We start from the raw sequence: 17,314 nt of genomic DNA, 5'->3' as shown, positions 1-17,314 counted from the left end.
CTTCAGGCCGCCGGCTCGACGTAGCGCGGGAACGCCGGCATCGGCGCCGGCAGCGTCGAACCGGGCGCGATGCGCTTGGCGCCGCCGAGCATGTCAAAATTGCGCTCGGCTTCGGGGATGCCGAGGCTGTCGAGCAGCTTGCCGGAGGCGGTCGGCATCGCGGGCTGAGCCAGGATCGCAATCTGACGCACGACTTCGGCGGTGACGTAGAGCACCGTCTTCTGCCTGGCCGGATCCGTCTTGGCGAGCGCCCACGGCGCTTCACCCGCAAAATAGCGGTTGGCCTCCGCGACCACGGCCCAGACGGCGTTGAGCCATTGATGAATCTGCTGCGTCGCCATGGCTTCACGCGAGGCAGCGATCATGCCGTCGGCCATCGCCAGGATCGCCTTGTCGTTGTCGCTGAACTCGCCGGGCTCGGGCAGCACGCCGCCGAGCTGTTTTGCGATCATCGACAGCGAGCGCTGCGCGAGATTGCCGAGATCGTTGGCGAGATCGGCGTTGATGCGCGCGACAATCGCCTCGTGATTGTAGTTGCCGTCCTGGCCGAACGGCACCTCGCGCAAGAAGAAGTAGCGCAACTGGTCGACGCCGTACTGGTCGGCGAGGTTGAAGGGATCGACAGTGTTGCCGACCGACTTCGACATCTTCTCGCCCCTGTTGAACAGGAAGCCGTGGGCATAGACCCGTTTCGGCAGCGGGATGCCCGCCGACAAAAGGAAGGCCGGCCAATACACCGCATGGAAGCGGATGATGTCCTTGCCGATGACGTGCACGTCGGCCGGCCAATAGCGCCAGTTCTTGTCGCTCTCATCGGGGAAACCGACGCCGGTGATGTAGTTGGTCAACGCATCGACCCAGACATACATCACGTGCTCTTCGTCGCCGGGCACCTTCACGCCCCAATCGAACGTGGTGCGCGAGATCGAGAGATCGCGCAGGCCGCCCTTGACGAAGCTCACCACCTCGTTCTTGCGCGAGTCCGGCCCGACGAAGTCGGGCTGATCCGCATAGAGCTTGAGCAGCTTGTCCTGGTACTCCGACAAGCGGAAGAAATAGCTCTTCTCCTCCACCCATTCCACCGGCGTGCCCTGCGGCCCCAAGCGCACGCCATCGTCGTTCACACGCGTCTCGTCCTCGGCGTAATAGGCCTCGTCACGGACCGAGTACCAGCCCGAATAGGTGTCAGCGTAGATGTCGCCGTTCGCTTCCATGCGGCGCCAGATCTCCTGGCTGGAACGGTGATGCTGCTCCTCGGTGGTGCGGATGAAGCGGTCGAACGACACGTCCAGGCGCTCGTCCATCTCTCTGAAGCGGCCGGCATTGCGCGTCGCGAGCGCGGCGGTGGACATGCCTTCGTTCGCCGCCGTCTGAATCATCTTCTGACCGTGCTCGTCGGTGCCGGTCAAAAAGAACACATCCTTGCCGTCGAGCCGCGCAAAGCGCGCCAGCGCGTCGGTCGCGATCGCCTCATAGGCATGACCGATATGCGGGCTACCGTTGGGATAGGCGATCGCGGTGGTGATGTAGAAGATGTTGTCGCGCGCGGCGGCAACCGCAGGCGCGGCAACGTGCGCAGAAGCGACGGGCTTCGGTGAACGAGGAGCCTTTGGCTTCGGCGCCTTTGGCTTCTCAGGCGTCACGACGGGAGTCGGTGCGGCGGTCACGGCAGGCGCAGCCGCATTTTTCGCGACCTTCTTCGCCGGAGCCTTGGCCGGCTTTTTGGCAGCTTTCTTCACCGCCTTCTTGGCGACGACCTGCTTCTTCGCGGCCTTCTTTGCGGCGCCCTTCTTCACGCTCTTCTTGACGGCAGCCTTCTTGGTCTTCTTGACCTTCTTGGCAGCTTTGGCCGCGCGCGCCTTGGCCTTTTTCGCGGCTTTCTTGACGGCCTTCTTCGCAGCCTTCTTGCCGCTCTTGCGTTTGACGGATTTCTTAGCTCGCGTTGCCACCACGAATTCCTTTACCGGCTTCTCGAATTTTGGAAACGGCTCGGCGTTCCGTTATTGTTTTGCGCATGATCTTTCGGAAAACCGCTGCGCACTTTTCCGGATCATGCTTTAGCGCGTTGCGTCCGCCAGCCAGCCGAACACCGAGAAAACCAAGGGCTTTCGCTCCAGATTGTAGGTTTCGGTGTCGCGCGCGGCGCGGACGATCTTTTCCCATACCTCAGCTAGCCGCGCAAGGCGCGGCAGGTTCTGGTTGGCATTGGCCTCATCCGCATGCAGGCGCTCCGCAATCCAGCGGTCGATGCCGTCGATGAAGGCCGCAAGCGCCACGCGGTCGCTGGTGCCGAGCGAATCGCCGAGCGTGTGCAATTCGCGCGGATCGACCTGCGGCAGGCGCGCGAGCAGCGCCGCCGTGCGCTGCTGAAGCTTCAGGGCCTCGCCACCGAGCAACGTCAGCGTCCGTGCGACGCTGCCCTCGGAGGCCTCGGCCGCCTCGCGCAGCGCGGCATCGTTCGGATCGAGCTCAGCCGCCGAAGCGGCGGCGCCGATCACATCGTTCGTGGTGAGCGGCCGCAGGCGCAGCTTGCGGCAGCGCGACTGGATCGTGGCGAGCACCCGCGCGGGCGCGTGGCTCACCAGCAGGAACAGCGATTGCTGCGGCGGCTCCTCCAAGATCTTCAGAAGCGCGTTGGCCGCGTTCGGATTGAGCTCGTCGACGGTGTCGACGATGCAGACGCGCCAGCCTTCGGCCGCGGCGGTCGAGCCGAAGAAACCGATCGTCTCGCGCGTCTCGTCCACGGTGATCACGGTGCGCATCACGCCGCGCTCGTTGGCGGTGCGCTCGAGCGTCAGCAGGCCGCCATGCGAGCCGGCCGCCACCTGCCGCGCCACGGCGTCGTCGTGATCGATCGCAAGGCTTTCGGCGCGCTGCACGGCCGGCGCCAGCGGCTGCGCATGGGTGAGCACGAAGCGCGCCATGCGATAGGCCAGCGTCGCCTTGCCGATCCCCTGTGGCCCGCCGATCAGCCAGGCATGCGGAATGCGTCCGCTGCGATAGGCATCAAGCAGCGCGGCCTCCGCCTCGCGATGGCCGAACAGCTGCGACGTCTCGCGCGGATGCGGTATGGCGGTTTCGCGCTCGGCCTGACGCGGGCTCATACCGACACCACTGACGCAGGCGTTGGCAGCAGGCGCTCGCGCAGCGCCGTCCAGATGCGCGCGGCGACCGTGTCCGGATCGGAATTGGCGTCGATCAGCACGCAGCGCGCGGGATCCTCCGCCGCGATCTTGCGATAGGCTTCGCGAAGGCCCTGGTGGAAGCTGAGCTTCTCGGCCTCGAACCGGTCCGGCGTGCCGCTGCCGCGGCGCGCGGCGGCGCGTTGCAGGCCGATCTCGACCGGCAAATCGAGGATGATGGTGAGGTCCGGCTTGAGGTCGCCGATCGTCACCCTTTGCATCGCGTTGATCAGGCCATCGGACACCTGGCCGAGGCTGCCCTGATACGCCCGCGTCGAGTCCGCGAAGCGGTCGCACAGCACCCAGACGCCCTGGCTCAGCGCCGGCTGGATCACCGTGCGGACATGGTCATCGCGCGCGGCGGCAAACAGCAGCGTCTCGGCCTCGGGGCCGAGCAGCTTGCCCATGCCCGACAGCACCAGATGACGCATGATTTCAGCGCCCGGCGAGCCGCCCGGCTCCCGCGTCACGCGGATGCGCAGCTTTGCCGCCTTGAGGCGGTCGGCGAGCTTCTTGATCTGGGTCGACTTGCCCGTGCCCTCGCCGCCTTCAAAGGTGATGAAGCGTCCCCGTCCGGACGGTCGCTGTGCAGCGCTCTCACTCATGATCAGAGCTTCTCGGCGCCTGCGCGGAACATGCCGATCACGAGCTCGCTGGCGCCGTCGATCGCGCGGCGCATGGTCGAGCCGGTGCCGATCGCCTCCGCGGCGTAGACCGGCGTCTCGACCGCGATGTTGCCGCTGCGCCAGACCCTGACCACGCCGACCCGCTGGCCGGCCTCGATCGGCGCGCGCACCGGGCCGCTATAGACGATGCGCGCAATCAGCTTGTCGCTGCCGTTCTTGTGCACCATCACCTTCACGGGCGTCTTGGCGATGAGCTTGACCGACCGGCTCTCGCCGCCGAACACCTTGGCGTAGCCGACGGGCTGCTCGGCTGCGATCAGGGTGCGGGTCTCGAAATTGCGAAAACCCCATTCCAGCATCTTCTTGGCTTCCGTGGCGCGGTCCTCGGGATCGTCAAGTCCGTTGACGACGACGATCAGCCGCGTGCCGTTCTGCACGGCGGAGCCGACCATGCCGTAGCCGCCTTCCTTGGTGTAGCCGGTCTTCAGGCCGTCAGCGCCTTCCATCGAATTGAGCAGCGGATTGCGGTTTTGCTGGCGGATCTTGTTCCAGGTGAACTCCTTCTCGCCGAACAGTTTGTAGAATTCGGGGAAGTCCAGGATGATGTGCCGGGCAAGCATGCCGAGCTCGCGCACCGTCATCTTGTTGCCGGGATCGGGCAGACCGCTGGAATTGGCGAAGGTCGACCTGGTCATGCCAAGCTCGCGGGCGCGCTTGGTCATGAAGTCGGCGGCAAAGATCCGCTCATTGCCCGCCATGGCTTCGGCCAGCGCGATGCAGGCGTCGTTGCCGCTCTGGATGATCGCGCCGCGCAGGAGATCGTCGACCGAGACCTTGCTGTTGATGGCGGCGAACATGGTAGAGCCGCCCGAGGGGGCCCCGCCTCTGCGCCAGGCATTCTCGCTGATCCGATACTCGTCGTTCAGCTTGATGTCGCCCTTCTTGATGGCATTGAAGACGACCTCCGCGGTCATCAGCTTCATCATGCTCGAGGGCGCGCGCAGCTCGTCGGCGTTCTTCTCGAACAGCACACTGCCCGAGGAGGCTTCGATCAGGATCGCGGTCGGGGCATCGCCGTCGAAGCCGGCATCTTCCGCTTTCTTGCCGCCCTGGACGCTCTGGTTGGCCGCAAGGAGCGCCCCGCCCCAGCCGATGGCCGCTGCCAAAACCGTCGCGATCAGCCCGCGTGCCAGCGTTCCGGCGGTGAGCCGGTTGCGACGAAGCAAAGGAAGACGAAGTGCCATGGCGAAGCCCTGAGAGAGGCGTTCTAACAGCTGGAACAGATGCGAACAACACGCGGTTGGACGCTTGTCGCCGAGATTGCACGATTCTCGCCGCGCCCCTATCGTGGCGCCTCATGTTTTTCGACCAAACCCCTGAAACAAGGCGGAAAAGCGAATGCCCTCAACCCGCATGATCAAGGCCAACGGGGTCGAGCTGTTCGTCCGCGAAGCCGGCCAGGGACCGCTTGTGGTCCTGTGCCATGGCTGGCCGGAACTGTCCTATTCCTGGCGCCACCAGATCCCGGCAGTCGCCGAAGCCGGGTTTCACGTCGTCGCCCCCGACATGCGCGGCTATGGTCAGAGCGCGGCACCACTCGACGCGAACGCCTACTCGATCTTCGACACGGTCGGCGACGTGGTCGGCCTGGTCCAGGCCCTCGGCGAGACCAAGGCGATGGTGGTCGGCCATGATTGGGGTGCACCGGTCGCCTGGCACGCGGCGCTGTTCCGGCCGGACATCTTCACGGCGGTCGCGGGCCTGAGCGTGCCGCCGCCGTTCCGGGGCCGCGGCAAGCCGCTCGACCTGCTGCGCCAGGGCGGCGTCACCAATTTCTACTGGCAGTATTTCCAGACGCCTGGCGTCGCCGAGGCCGAGCTCGAGCGTGACGTCGCACGCACCATGCGCATCGTCCTCGGCGGGCGGGGCCTCGCCGATCCCACCGCCGCCATGTTCGTGCAGGAGGGCAAGGGCTTTCTCGGCCACGCGGGCGCCGACGAGCCGCTGCCTGGCTGGCTCAGCGAGGCAGACCTGGCCTATTTCACCGAGGCCTTCCGCAAGTCCGGCTTCCGCGGCGGGCTGAACTGGTATCGCAACATCGACCGCAATTGGGAGCTGACCGCGCCCTGGCAGGACGCGCAGATTCACCAGCCTTCCCTCTTCATCGCAGGCTCGAAGGACGCCGTCATCACCGGCCTGATCGGGGCCAAGCGCGTCAACGAGCTCGAGCGCGTGCTGCCCAATCTGAAGCGCAAGCTGATCATCGAGGGCGCCGGCCATTGGGTGCAGCAGGAGCGGCCCGAAGAGGTGAATGCGGCGCTCGTCACGTTCTTGAAGGAGAGCGCGGCTCAGTAGAGGCCGCGGCCGCTCAGGATGCTGCGGGCCTCGGCGGCGCCATCGGTCGATGCGGCCGCGCTGTCGGCGGCGTAGCGACCGTCCTCGCCATAGGACACCGCGCGGGCGTTCTGGAGCGCCCGGCCCCGGCTGCGGCTCGAAGCCGACATCTCCGAGGTAGCATTGAGCGAAGCCATATCGGCCGAGGTACTGCCGAGATTGTATGGCCGCCCCTCCGGCATCGGGACCTCACCGCGAATGGCACCGCGGGTCGAGGACGGCAGCTCCGGCACAAACGGCTTGGCCGAGGCGACCCGGACCATCGAGGGCGACGGCGCCGGGACGCCGGTGCGCAGGGTCGCCAGAAGCTGGCGGTCGTCGGAGCCTTCGAGCGGCGCCCGGCCGACATATTCGACCCGGACCTTGGCGACGCCGTTCCCTTTGAATTCAAGGAGTTCGGCGGCCTTGTTGGAGACGTCGATGAGGCGGTTGCCGTGGTAGGGCCCGCGGTCATTGACGCGGACGATCAGCGACTTGCCGTTCGAGACGTTGGTCACCCGCGCATAAGACGGCATCGGCAGCGTCGGATGCGCCGCGGTCAGCGAGGTCATGTCGAACACTTCGCCATTGGCGGTCAGGCGGCCGTGGAAACTGTCGCCGTACCAGGAGGCCATGCCCTCAGCTCGGTAGTTGGCGTCCTCCTCCGGCACGTAAGTCCGGCCCGCCACGACATAGGGCTTGCCGACGCGGTAGGTGCCGCCACCCTTCGGGACCGGATCGCCGAAGGCCACCACCCGCGGGCTCGAGGACACGCCGTATTTCGGGTCGACGCGGCTGGCGAACTTGTTTGAGGAGGCGCAGTTGGCGAGCGCAAGGCAGGTCGCGACCGCCGCAACACCGCGCGCGGCTCGCAAAACCGAATCTGACCGATGGATCCCCATGCGCCCCAAATACCACTTGGCCGGAGGCGTACCCAACCCGCTTTGGCTACGGGAGCGCTGTCCGGTCATCTCATCCGAGGCGGCCCACCACCGTCTCGGAAGCGGTAACGATAACGCAACCCGAACGCGGCGGAAATGGGGAGCCCACGGCGATCACGCCGGGATGGTAAACGAGACGTTCGCATTTTTCCGTTGTTCTACGGGGCGATGGCCCCCGCACTGTGCCAGTGCCGGACAGTCTGTTGCGCCAAATCCTCACTCCACCCCCATTGTCGCGCCGCTCACCGAAATTCTTTTGACTGTGCAAGGCCGCCCGCGTTCTCTCGGATGCGAGGGCGGGATTTGGAATTTAACGATGATCGAGACGGTTTCGGCACTGATGGGTCTGGTAAGCGCGGGGATCTTCTTGGCCCATGCGTTCGAGGGTTACCGCACGAGGGCCTAAAGGCACTCGCGCGGACGGCAAGCATCACCTCTTTCAATGCGGCGCGTTCGGACGGTCTTGGTCGATCCACTCGCGCATCGAACACGAGAGCGGCAGGTGTCCCATGCGTAATCATGACCTCGTATCCGATGGCTTCCTGGCCTTGACCGCCGGCGGCTTGGTGCTGCTCTGCTCGAGCCTCGTCGCGCTGGCGTTTGCCTGAACCGCACGTCCTCCTGTCCAACACGGGTTCTCTCCATTGCGGCGCAGCAGGCGCGGCTGTCCCCGCTCCCATTCAGTTGATTGAATTATTGCGTTCGGCGCCTCGACCAATTGCAAGAGGCCATCACCAACGAGGGTGACGCAAATGCTTGCCGAGAAGTTCTTCCTGGTCTTGGAATCCCTGATCCGCGGCAACCGCACCTATCCGGATGGAAGCCCCCGGGTCATCAGCACCTCCCCGCATGTGCCGGTCAGGCTGCCATCAGCGAAATAGCCGGCGCCTCCGCCAGCCGCCGAAACCCGCCGCTCAGCGCAGGCCCAACAGCGAGCGTCGGTAGAAGCCGCCGCGGGCCTCGTTCTGGCAGACGAAGCTGCCGTCGAAGCCCTGGCCGTAGCGCTTCTGACCCTTGCGGTAATAAACGCCCTTGCCGAAGTCGAGCCAAACCACCTTGTCGCGCGGGCAATGACGCTGGGCCTGCGCCTCGTAGCGAAACGGCGTCAGCGGCGTCGCCGAGACCTCGGCGCCACCTGCAGCGACCAGCATGGCGCCGGCGCATGCGATTGCGCCGGACCATTTGCCAAAGCTGCCCCCTGACATGCCCCCACCTCCCGCTCGCCGCCGTCTCCGGCGGCTGGCACGGTAGCACGAAACGGCACAGCCGTCGGAAGGCGGCAAGCGCGCCGAATGAACGCGGCAGCGGGTGTCATTGCCGGTCCGCTTCGAGCTGCGCCAGCGCCTGGTGCAGACATTCTTGAAGCCTCTGCGCGACCTGCTCGCGCGCGATCCCCGTGCCTGCGAGATCGCCCGCCACCTTGCCGACTACATCGTCCATCGTCCGGCTCTCCAGATGGTCCGTCACCAGCGCAGCCGCGTAGCCTGCAGCGGCATCGCCACTGAGCCCGAGCTGGCCTGCGGCCCAAAGCCCGAGCAGCTTGTTGGACCGCGCCGTGGCCTTGAACATCAATTCCTCGTCGTGGGCGAATTTGGCTTCAAAGCCCCGCTCGCGCTTGTCGAACGTGGTCATGGTCAGCTCCATTCTGCGTCGCTGATGAGGATCGCACTTGCTGGGAGCGAACGTCTCCATGGTTCAGGTCACTTTTGAGCTTCCTCCCGGAAGCGAAGCGCCGTCAAGCCTGCCGATGGGAAGCAGACACCCAAGCGGCATTGGCGGCCGACAATCAAATGCAGGCCGCCAGCAGATGCGATTTTTTGGTAGTTGCGCGGCTAAGCGCGTTCGCTCAGCCCTTCGCCGCCGCCGCTTCGCGCGCCAGCCGCTCGGCCTTCAGCCGTTCCTTGTTGGCATAGAACGCCTTCTGCGCCGCTTCGTGGTCGCGCATGGCCTTCTCCGCCTCGATCCGCCGAGCCGCATCGCGGGCATGGCGCTGTTCGGGGGTCAGGGGTTTGCGTCGGAAGGAAAGGTCTTCAGTCATGCCAAATGAACGTGGCCGTGAGGAAAAAGTTCCGCATGGTCCCGTTCGAGACCGTCGGCCGGGGGCATAAGTTGTCCGAAAACAACCCCATGCACAGTAGCTAAGTTCCTCTACCACAACGCTTTTCTCAATGAGGGCCAGAGATCCGCGCTCCGTCGCCGGAACCGTCAGATCGCGATGTCCGCGATCACGGGCAAATGGTCGGAATAGGCGCGCGCCGCATGATCGGTCCAGACTTTCTCGATTCGGCTGTCACGCGTTGCGTAGATCCGGTCGAGCCGCATGAGGGGCAAGCGCGATGGGAAAGTTCGCAACCGCGTCCGGTTCGGGCAGGCCTGCGCGAGCACGCGCCGCACCGATTTCACCCAAAACCAGTCGTTGAAATCGCCGAGGACGACGGTCCTTTCCGGCCTCACCAGGCTCACCACGGCCTGAGCCTGCGCATAACGCTCGTGGATGCTGAGGCCGAGATGAGTGGCGACCACGCGGACGTCGCCGAAAGGCGTCAGCAATCCCGTCGCGATCGCCCTGCGCGGCTCCCGCTCTCGATACGACACGTCGACGATCTCGGGCACGCTGGAGAACGGAAAGCGGCTCATGAGCATCTGGCCGTAGTCACCGTCCTCCGTGACGATCGACTTGGCATGAACGCGATGATCGCCGACGACGCGCGCCAGCTTCGCGAACGGATCGTCCGACCGCGATCGGGAATCCACCTCCTGGAGCGCGACGACATCCGGCGACCATTTGCGAATGATGGAGCAAACACCTTCCAGATCGAACGTCGGATTGAGATTGAACGTGCCGTGCACATTCCACGTCATGAAGCGCATCGGCGCCATCAGCGCCTCCCGGCGAGCCACGTCGCGAGGAATTGAGCGCCCGCACAGACGCCGAGCCAGCCCAGAAATGCCAGCGTGAGCAGCAATACGCTGCTCCACGACGCATTCCTGGCCAGATCGGCGATCTGCGCTCCCAGAACGGCCATGGCGAGAATGCCGGGCATCATGCCCAGCAGCGTTCCAACCAGGAAATCACGGAGCGGCAGCGTGCTCGCGCCAGCCGCGACGTTCACCAGCGAGAATGGTGCGATCGGAATCATCCGGATGACGACGACGGCCAGGATTCCCTTGCCGACAACGCGCTCCTGGATGCGCGCCGCACGGCGTCCCAGCAAGCGCTGAAGGCGCTCTCGGCCCAGGAACCGTCCGATCGCAAAAAGGAGGAGCGCGCTGAGCAAGACGCCCGCCATTGCGGTGACGAAGCCCAGCCAGGGCCCCAGGGCGGCGGCGGTCGCAGCAATGAGCACGAGAACCGGAAAGATGACCAGCCCGCCGACGACAAAGGCCGCAATTGCGAATGGCGGTCCCCAAACGGACTGCGAATAGGCAGACAGGAACGACGAGATCCGGCCCGTATCGGCGTAATCGCTGAGGGACGTGTACGACCAGGCCAGCGTCAGTCCAAGAAGTGCCAGCGCGATCGAGGCGATCCCGATGATCGTCTTCGTGCTCCACATGCGCGATGCCGCCCGCTCGAGATGAAGAGGCAGCTCAGGGTCCGCCACCGGCTGAACCAGGGTGGCCAGCGTGCTGGTCAGAACCGAGGACTCCACTTTTCGCAGCGTCTTCGCCCCACCCTTTTTCGACACCTGGTCCAGCAGGGCGAACAGCCGATGCTCGTTTTGCGTGACGGCCTGCTCGTCGAGACCGCAGAAATGAGCGATGAGCCGACGGCGGACCGAGGCGATGAAATCCCGATGCTGCTCGGATTCAGCTTCAAAGATGAGGTCGCATTCGCTGTCGGCGCCCATGGAACGATTGTTCAGATTGGCCGAGCCGATCCGCAAGATCCTGTCATCGACGATCATGAGCTTGCTGTGCACCATCACCGCGGCTTCCTTATTGCCGCTGCGGGAGATCGGATAGACGAAGCGGATGCGATCGGCCACGCCAGCTGCGCTGAAGCAGTCGATGAAGGCGCCACGGCCGTTCTGCATGGCCTGGGACTCAAGCCACGAGGAATGCAGTTTCGGAGCGACGACTAGAACCCGAAGCGACGGCACGCGACACATCTGCTCCGCCAATTCGTGCGCCATCCTGGTCGCGCTGGTGAATTGATTTTCGATGTACACGAAGCTCGTTGCCGACCGGATCGCCGCAATGAAGGAGCGTTCCACCTCCTTGATGGTCGAGCCTGCAGGACAGACCACCTCGGTCCTGGCGATCCCGACCGGTAAGTGCTCGGCCTCGACAGGCACGTTCGCCGGCCAGCGACCGTTCCTCGGTGCGCGTCGTTCATCGGACTGTTGGCCTGCCGCACGCCAGCGTTGCTCCGCGAGGGCGAACAGCTGCTCCGCGGCATCCCCGTCGACCAGGCACTGAACGTCGTGAAACGGTGGATATGGCTTGCGCTGTGGGTCGCAGCGCATGGCATTGTCGGCGCGGTGGTCACTCGTGTCCCAGCGCCGGATCGTCAGATCGAGGCCGCCGACGAACGCCAATGATCCGTCGACACAGACGATCTTCTGGTGTTGCGCCGAACCGAACGGAAGCGTGGCGTCCAGATGAAACCGGACGCGGCCATCGGTATCGGCAGTGAATTTCGCCGCGGAATTCCACTCCCTCTCGGAAGCGTAAAACGAGACGAAGTCCCAGACGAGAATGTTGATGCGCAAGGCGGGACGGCGCCGCACCAGGGCGCGCAGGAACGGACCAAGCTCGTCAGGCAGGCCATCATCGGCACGTCCGGAATCTCCGACCAGCCGCGTCCTGCTATGGATATCCCAGCCGACGATATAGACGAGATCCTGCGCCTCCAGCAGGGCCTCCCGCAGGGCTGCGAAATAGGCGGCGGCATCGTTCAGAACCGCCACGCGCCGCGCCCTGCACCGTCGCCAGACGGTGTCGCCGGGAGTGAGTGTCGATGCGCTCTGAAGCAGGTGGACCTCGCAATTCGCGTTTGCGTCTAAACGCGCTGGAGGCTCAAGGGGTTCCACACGGTCAACGGCTGCGGTTCGATGCGAATGCCGAATGTCCGGCCCTCTGGGCCCGTCGCACAAGTCGTCATTTGGTGCGGACAAACTTCGCGCCGGCGCTCCTCAACACATCGACAATTTTCTCAGGGGCATCGCCGTGAAAATCGACGGAAACCTCGATCAGGCCTTCCAGCTTCTGCCGTCCCTCCGGTGTGGGCGCTGTCTTGACGTCAGGACCTGCCGCGCGTGTTCCCACGGTGTTCGCAGCGCCGGCAGGCTGGACGAAGACGTCGCCTCGCGGCACGCCGCATTCCTGCACGACATGCTCAACCGCAAGCTCGGCTCCGCGGCGCGTGTCGAATTCTCCAATGATGGTGCTTTCCAAGGCTGCTCTCCGTGTGCTCGAGACTGCGAACAACAGACGAGCCGAGGCCAAGTTCCTGAGGGAGCATGCAAGAGGATGACGGTCGGATCCCAGGCGCTGATGATCAGAACCGAATGAATCCAAACAGGAAGAGCAGCGCCACCGTGACCAGGCCGGAGATCAGCAGCGAGCCGAGACATCCCAGCCGGTTCGAGAAAAAGAAGAACATGCGTTGCCCGCTGTGAAGCTTGCTGTCGGGCTAATCTCTCTAAGTCAGTAGCGTTCCTGCGCAGTTTCGCGTGTCCGTGGCTCTAGCACGCAACGCTTCCTTCCACTACATTTCAACCAGTCCCGATCCTCCTCTTGAAGACTGGAGATCCAAACGCAACATGGGTCTACGGCACCGCCGGAATCCGTCTCTCCAACATCGCGGGCCGGACTTGAGCGAGGAAGATTGAACAGATCCGTCGGGCTGCGGTGTTAGGAATGGGTCTCGGCCAAATGACCCGAGCGGCACCGGGGCGCCGCCAATCCAGACCTTGGGAGTGACGCGCCGAGGCGCCCCAGTCTTTCCAGCGCAGGCTAGTGCAACACGCGAGCGGCTTCGGCGAGCCGGACCCTTTCTCTCAGCTCCTCGAGCTCCTCGATCGCGTCCAGCAATCTCACCAGCTCGCGGGCAATATGTGTCAAACCGGACTTGGATTGCTTTAAGATACGAACTCGCTGTGCCATCGGTGCACGCCTCCATGGTCGGGCACGTCCAATTGGCAAGGAGCGTGCCAGCCCACGAGGGGAACTTATGGCGATTTCTGGCGGAAGGGGTGGGATTCGAACCCACGGTACCCTTGCGGGCACGCCGGTTTTCAAGACCGGTGCCTTAAACCACTCGGCCACCCTTCCAGTCCCGGGAATGGGTGTCGCTTAACGTAGTCGACCGCGCAAGGCAACGCCAAGTTGGCGCAAGTGCTCAAACCTTTGCCGGCCGGAGCGCGGCGCGTTCCTTTTCCTGCACAACCTGTCTAGCTCTTCGGGCAATCAACCAGGACGGCACTCCGGATGTACTTGGTCCTCTGCCGGTCGCTGACGTTGCGCCCGAATTGAGGGCTGTAGTTCAAGTCGTAGCGGCACCCTGCCTGCATTGCCTTGTAGATCGCGCCCCGTTCGATCACGTAACTCCCTTGTGGGAGCGTCTTGAGGCGGACCTGTGTGATGGTCTGCTCCTGGCCGTGGTCCGGGCCGAGATAGGTAACGCGATCGGTCGAGCCGACCGACCAGACCACCGCAACTGCGCACATCAGTGAAACGGCGAAAGCAGCGACCAGCCCGAGTTGCGGTCGCTCGACGGAGTCCAGAAACGAGCTCATGCCGTTTCGTGTCGTTCCGGGCCTTGCGGTTCAAAGGCTCCCTCACCTTTGCGTCGCGCAACAGAAAGCGCGGCGCCCCGCGAAGAGCGCCGTCCTGAAATTCTTTGTTGTTTGCGTCTAGCTCAGTAGCCGCAGGACGCGCAGTTCATCTGCACCGGGGCGTAATAGGAATAACCCGGCGAGACCATCTCGACGCGCTGCCGGGTGGCGTATTGCGGCGGGATGCGCTCGTACTGGACGCTGGGCGGCGCGACCATCACGGTCTGCGGCACCATCACGGTGCGGTACTGCGCCGGCGTGCGGTGCGCGACCACGGAGCCGGGCGAGACCATCACGGTCTCGTCGACGGTGCGGTATTGCGGCGGCACATATTGTTGCTGGTAGCAGGTCGTGCACGGCGGCGGCGTGTAGCAATTGTAGCAGCCGGCGGAGGCCGCGCCCGTCATGGAAATGGCGACGACGGCCGTTGAGAAAACGACAGCGAGAGTACGAGACATTGCGGTGGTGCCCCAGTTGCCCGAAACGGATCTGCGAAGGTCGCGGGAGTATACGGCGCAAAACCTTGCCTTGCCGAACTTCGTCGAGGCATCCTTAATGCGAACGATCGATCGCGGCGGAGGGGTAAGAACTCATTGACCACGCGCATTAACGCGCGGGATGTTTTGCGCGGGGGTGCGCATGACAGCGAGTCCGCGATCGGACATCGCCGCGGCACTCGTTCGAGCATAATTTGCAGTTCATCCTCGTTCCATGTTCGAGCTTTCAACGCCTCGCTGCTCTTTCCAGAAACTCCAACAGCGAGGGATCGGTCTCCTCGAGTTCGACGAAGCGACGGCGCAGCTCATCGGCGATTTCAGCGGTGGCATCGCGCGACCATCCCTCCGCAGTATTGAAGGCCACGATACGTGCGGGATGGAGATATTGCCCTTCGGCGAGATGTCTGAGCAGGGTCGCGCGATTGGCGTCCTCCTCGGCCGTCTCGCACCAAGCCCGCCCCAGGCGGCGGCCGAAATCATCGAGCACAAGATAGACGTCCCGGTCTGTCGTGATTTGCGGCACGAGTGATGGAGAATGACTCATGGCTAACTCCGCTATTGGCAATCCGAACCTTTGCGGACGAACCTCGATAGGGCGACCGCCTCGGCTGGATTCGGAAAAATGGATTTCGACGATTTTTCTTAGGATGGCACGATTAAATAAAAATAAAAACAAAATTAATAAAAATTAAATAGCAAAATGTGGACAATGCACTAAGTTGATGATGCCTGGCGGGCGAGCCCGCACGTCGGGTGCCCACTGAGCAAACGGCTCCCGCTCCCACCCCAACCAGCCCCACGCCCTAGGGAGGCGGGGGCCGTTCTTTCCCGATCTCCGTTCCGGCTACTTCCAACGGCGCATCCGGGTGGTCGCACGGAGCCGCGAGGCGTTCCGAAGATCGCCGATCCAGGCCAGTGGCGCCGATGCCGCCTACTTCGGACGCCGCTTGACCTCGCGCACCGCACCGCGCGCGGCACTGGTGGTGAGCGCGGCGTAAGCCTGCAGCGCGGTCGAGACGTTGCGCTTGCGGCCTTGCGCCTGCCAGGCGGCATCGCCCTTCGCCTCCTCCGCGGCGCGGCGCTTGGCGAGCTCCTCGTCGGAGACCTCGAGGCTGATGCTGCGGTTCGGGATGTCGATGGCGATGATGTCGCCCGTCCGCACCAGACCGATATTGCCGCCTTCGGCGGCCTCCGGCGACAGATGGCCGATCGACAGGCCGGAGGAGCCGCCGGAGAAGCGGCCGTCGGTGACGAGCGCACAGGCTTTGCCGAGGCCCATCGATTTCAGATAGCTGGTTGGATACAGCATCTCCTGCATGCCGGGGCCGCCGCGAGGGCCTTCATAGATGATGACCACGACCTCGCCGGCGACGACCTTGCCGCCCAGGATGCCTTCGACCGCCGCGTCCTGGCTTTCGAACACGCGCGCTGGGCCGGAGAATTTCAGGATCGAGGCATCGACGCCGGCGGTCTTCACGATGCAGCCGTCCTGCGCGAGATTGCCGTAGAGCACGGCGAGACCGCCGTCCTTGCTGAAGGCGTGCGCGAGATCGCGCACGACGCCCTTCTCGCGGTCGGCGTCGAGCTCGTCGTAGCGGCGCTCCTGGCTGAAGGCGACTTGCGTGGGGATGCCGCCGGGCGAAGCGCGATAGAAGGTCCGGACCGTCTCACTCTTGGTGCGCTTGATGTCCCAGCGCTCCAGCGCCTCGTTCATGGTCGGCGCGTGCACGGTCGTAACAGAGGTGTCGATCAGCCCGGCGCGGTCGAGCTCGCCGAGGATGCCCATGATGCCGCCGGCACGGTGCACGTCCTCGACATGCACGTCGGCGACGGAAGGCGCGACCTTGCAGAGCACGGGCACGCGGCGCGACAGACGGTCGATGTCCTTCATGGTGAAGGCGACCTGCCCCTCATGGGCGGCAGCCAAGAGATGCAGCACGGTGTTGGTCGAGCCGCCCATCGCGATATCGAGCGTCATCGCGTTTTCGAACGCCTTGAAATTCGCGATGTTGCGCGGCAGCACGGAGGCATCGTCCTGCTCGTAATAACGGCGGACCAGATCGACGATGGTGTGGCCGGCCTCGACGAACAGGCGCTTGCGGTCGGCATGGGTTGCGACCACCGAGCCGTTGCCGGGCAGCGCCAGGCCGAGCGCCTCGGTGAGGCAGTTCATGGAATTGGCGGTGAACATGCCCGAGCAGGAGCCGCAGGTCGGGCACGCCGAGCGCTCGATCACCTTGACGTCCTCGTCGCTGACCTTGCTATCGGCGGCGGCCACCATGGCGTCGATGAGGTCGACCGCCTTGGTCTTGCCGGCCAGCTTGACCTTGCCGGCCTCCATCGGCCCGCCCGAGACGAAGACGGCGGGGATGTTGAGCCTGAGCGCGGCCATCAGCATGCCGGGCGTGATCTTGTCGCAATTGGAGATGCAGACGAGGCCGTCGGCGCAATGCGCGTTGGCCATGTACTCGACGCTGTCGGCGATCAGCTCGCGCGACGGCAGGCTGTAGAGCATGCCGTCATGGCCCATGGCGATGCCGTCATCGACCGCGATGGTGTTGAACTCTTTCGCCACGCCGCCGGCCTGCTCGATCTCGCGCGCCACGAGCTGGCCGAGGTCCTTCAGATGCACGTGGCCGGGCACGAATTGGGTGAAGGAGTTGACCACCGCGATGATCGGCTTGCCGAAATCGGCGTCCTTCATGCCCGTCGCGCGCCAGAGGCCGCGGGCGCCCGCCATGTTGCGGCCGTGGGTGGTGGTGCGGGAGCGATAGGCTGGCATGGCGGTTTCCGTCCTCGGGTTTGCGTCGGCCGGGGCGGGAAAATGTGGAGCCACCTCAGGCCTTTCCGGCCGGATAGCGCACGGGGGCAGCCCGCGCAACGGGAACTTGGGTCGGACAGGGCTCCCCTGCT

At 64.6% G+C, this 17,314-nt stretch carries 17 protein-coding genes and 1 tRNA gene; 2 read left to right on the top strand and 16 right to left on the bottom strand.

Features of this window, described 5'->3' with window-relative positions; genetic code table 11:
- Positions 1-2: 2 nt before the first annotated feature.
- The 4 genes from metG to I6F21_RS18320 form a co-directional block, all read right to left on the bottom strand.
- Positions 3-1,949: a methionine--tRNA ligase gene (gene metG / locus I6F21_RS18335; RefSeq protein WP_074448020.1), complete on the bottom strand. Its 1,947-nt coding sequence runs from the start codon at positions 1,947-1,949 to the stop codon at positions 3-5.
- Positions 1,950-2,057: 108 nt separating this feature from the next.
- Entirely contained in the window at positions 2,058-3,104 is a 1,047-nt protein-coding gene (locus I6F21_RS18330; protein WP_225140893.1) for a DNA polymerase III subunit delta', read from the bottom strand.
- On the bottom strand, positions 3,101-3,787 hold the full coding sequence (gene tmk / locus I6F21_RS18325) for a dTMP kinase (RefSeq protein WP_036031435.1): 687 nt from the start codon (positions 3,785-3,787) through the stop codon (positions 3,101-3,103). Before tmk ends, I6F21_RS18330 begins: the two co-directional genes overlap by 4 nt.
- Positions 3,788-3,789: 2 nt before the next feature.
- Positions 3,790-5,052: a D-alanyl-D-alanine carboxypeptidase family protein gene (locus I6F21_RS18320; protein WP_035999217.1), complete on the bottom strand. Its 1,263-nt coding sequence runs from the start codon at positions 5,050-5,052 to the stop codon at positions 3,790-3,792.
- Between the two features lie 154 nt (positions 5,053-5,206).
- Between I6F21_RS18320 and I6F21_RS18315 the strand changes: the two genes are divergently transcribed.
- On the top strand, positions 5,207-6,163 hold the full coding sequence (locus I6F21_RS18315; RefSeq protein ID WP_035999214.1) for an alpha/beta hydrolase: 957 nt from the start codon (positions 5,207-5,209) through the stop codon (positions 6,161-6,163).
- Here I6F21_RS18315 and I6F21_RS18310 read toward each other — a convergent pair.
- Positions 6,157-7,083 carry a septal ring lytic transglycosylase RlpA family protein gene (locus tag I6F21_RS18310; RefSeq protein ID WP_051056822.1) on the bottom strand — a complete coding sequence of 309 codons (927 nt, stop codon included), beginning with the start codon at positions 7,081-7,083 and terminating at the stop codon, positions 6,157-6,159. The genes I6F21_RS18315 and I6F21_RS18310 overlap by 7 nt on opposite strands.
- 791 nt (positions 7,084-7,874) lie before the next feature.
- Here I6F21_RS18310 and I6F21_RS38830 point away from each other — a divergent pair.
- Positions 7,875-8,003 (top strand): hypothetical protein, encoded by a 129-nt coding sequence (locus I6F21_RS38830; protein ID WP_260347296.1) that lies wholly within the window; start codon positions 7,875-7,877, stop codon positions 8,001-8,003.
- 33 nt (positions 8,004-8,036) lie between these two features.
- Here the strand turns inward: I6F21_RS38830 and I6F21_RS18305 are convergent, their stop codons facing one another.
- From I6F21_RS18305 to ilvD, 11 genes are all read right to left on the bottom strand, one after another.
- Positions 8,037-8,327, bottom strand: a complete 291-nt coding sequence (locus tag I6F21_RS18305; RefSeq protein ID WP_035999207.1) for a hypothetical protein — start codon at positions 8,325-8,327, stop codon at positions 8,037-8,039.
- 106 nt (positions 8,328-8,433) lie between these two features.
- Positions 8,434-8,754: a DUF1476 domain-containing protein gene (locus I6F21_RS18300; RefSeq protein WP_035999245.1), complete on the bottom strand. Its 321-nt coding sequence runs from the start codon at positions 8,752-8,754 to the stop codon at positions 8,434-8,436.
- Between the two features lie 214 nt (positions 8,755-8,968).
- Positions 8,969-9,160 carry a hypothetical protein gene (locus I6F21_RS18295; RefSeq protein WP_035999201.1) on the bottom strand — a complete coding sequence of 64 codons (192 nt, stop codon included), beginning with the start codon at positions 9,158-9,160 and terminating at the stop codon, positions 8,969-8,971.
- A 167-nt stretch (positions 9,161-9,327) separates the two neighbouring features.
- Positions 9,328-10,002 carry an endonuclease/exonuclease/phosphatase family protein gene (locus tag I6F21_RS18290; RefSeq protein ID WP_035999197.1) on the bottom strand — a complete coding sequence of 225 codons (675 nt, stop codon included), beginning with the start codon at positions 10,000-10,002 and terminating at the stop codon, positions 9,328-9,330.
- Entirely contained in the window at positions 10,002-12,158 is a 2,157-nt protein-coding gene (locus tag I6F21_RS18285; RefSeq protein WP_225140895.1) for a VTT domain-containing protein, read from the bottom strand. Before I6F21_RS18285 ends, I6F21_RS18290 begins: the two co-directional genes overlap by 1 nt.
- Before the next feature lie 67 nt (positions 12,159-12,225).
- Entirely contained in the window at positions 12,226-12,522 is a 297-nt protein-coding gene (locus I6F21_RS18280; RefSeq protein WP_035999192.1) for a hypothetical protein, read from the bottom strand.
- A 789-nt stretch (positions 12,523-13,311) separates the two neighbouring features.
- A tRNA-Ser gene (locus I6F21_RS18275) sits at positions 13,312-13,401 on the bottom strand.
- Positions 13,402-13,520: 119 nt separating this feature from the next.
- Complete coding sequence (locus tag I6F21_RS18270) at positions 13,521-13,865, bottom strand: hypothetical protein (protein WP_036012306.1); 345 nt, start codon at positions 13,863-13,865, stop codon at positions 13,521-13,523.
- A 122-nt stretch (positions 13,866-13,987) separates the two neighbouring features.
- Positions 13,988-14,311 (bottom strand): hypothetical protein, encoded by a 324-nt coding sequence (locus tag I6F21_RS18265; protein ID WP_036028057.1) that lies wholly within the window; start codon positions 14,309-14,311, stop codon positions 13,988-13,990.
- A 316-nt stretch (positions 14,312-14,627) separates the two neighbouring features.
- Positions 14,628-15,077 carry a hypothetical protein gene (locus I6F21_RS18260; RefSeq protein WP_225140897.1) on the bottom strand — a complete coding sequence of 150 codons (450 nt, stop codon included), beginning with the start codon at positions 15,075-15,077 and terminating at the stop codon, positions 14,628-14,630.
- A 255-nt stretch (positions 15,078-15,332) separates the two neighbouring features.
- Positions 15,333-17,183, bottom strand: a complete 1,851-nt coding sequence (ilvD, locus tag I6F21_RS18255; RefSeq protein ID WP_109143722.1) for a dihydroxy-acid dehydratase — start codon at positions 17,181-17,183, stop codon at positions 15,333-15,335.
- Positions 17,184-17,314 lie beyond the last annotated feature (131 nt).

The sequence above is a fragment of the Bradyrhizobium sp. NBAIM03 genome (assembly GCF_020194055.1).
Taxonomy (GTDB): Bacteria; Pseudomonadota; Alphaproteobacteria; order Rhizobiales; family Xanthobacteraceae; genus Bradyrhizobium; species Bradyrhizobium yuanmingense.
This window is presented reverse-complemented; position numbering and strand designations above follow the sequence as displayed.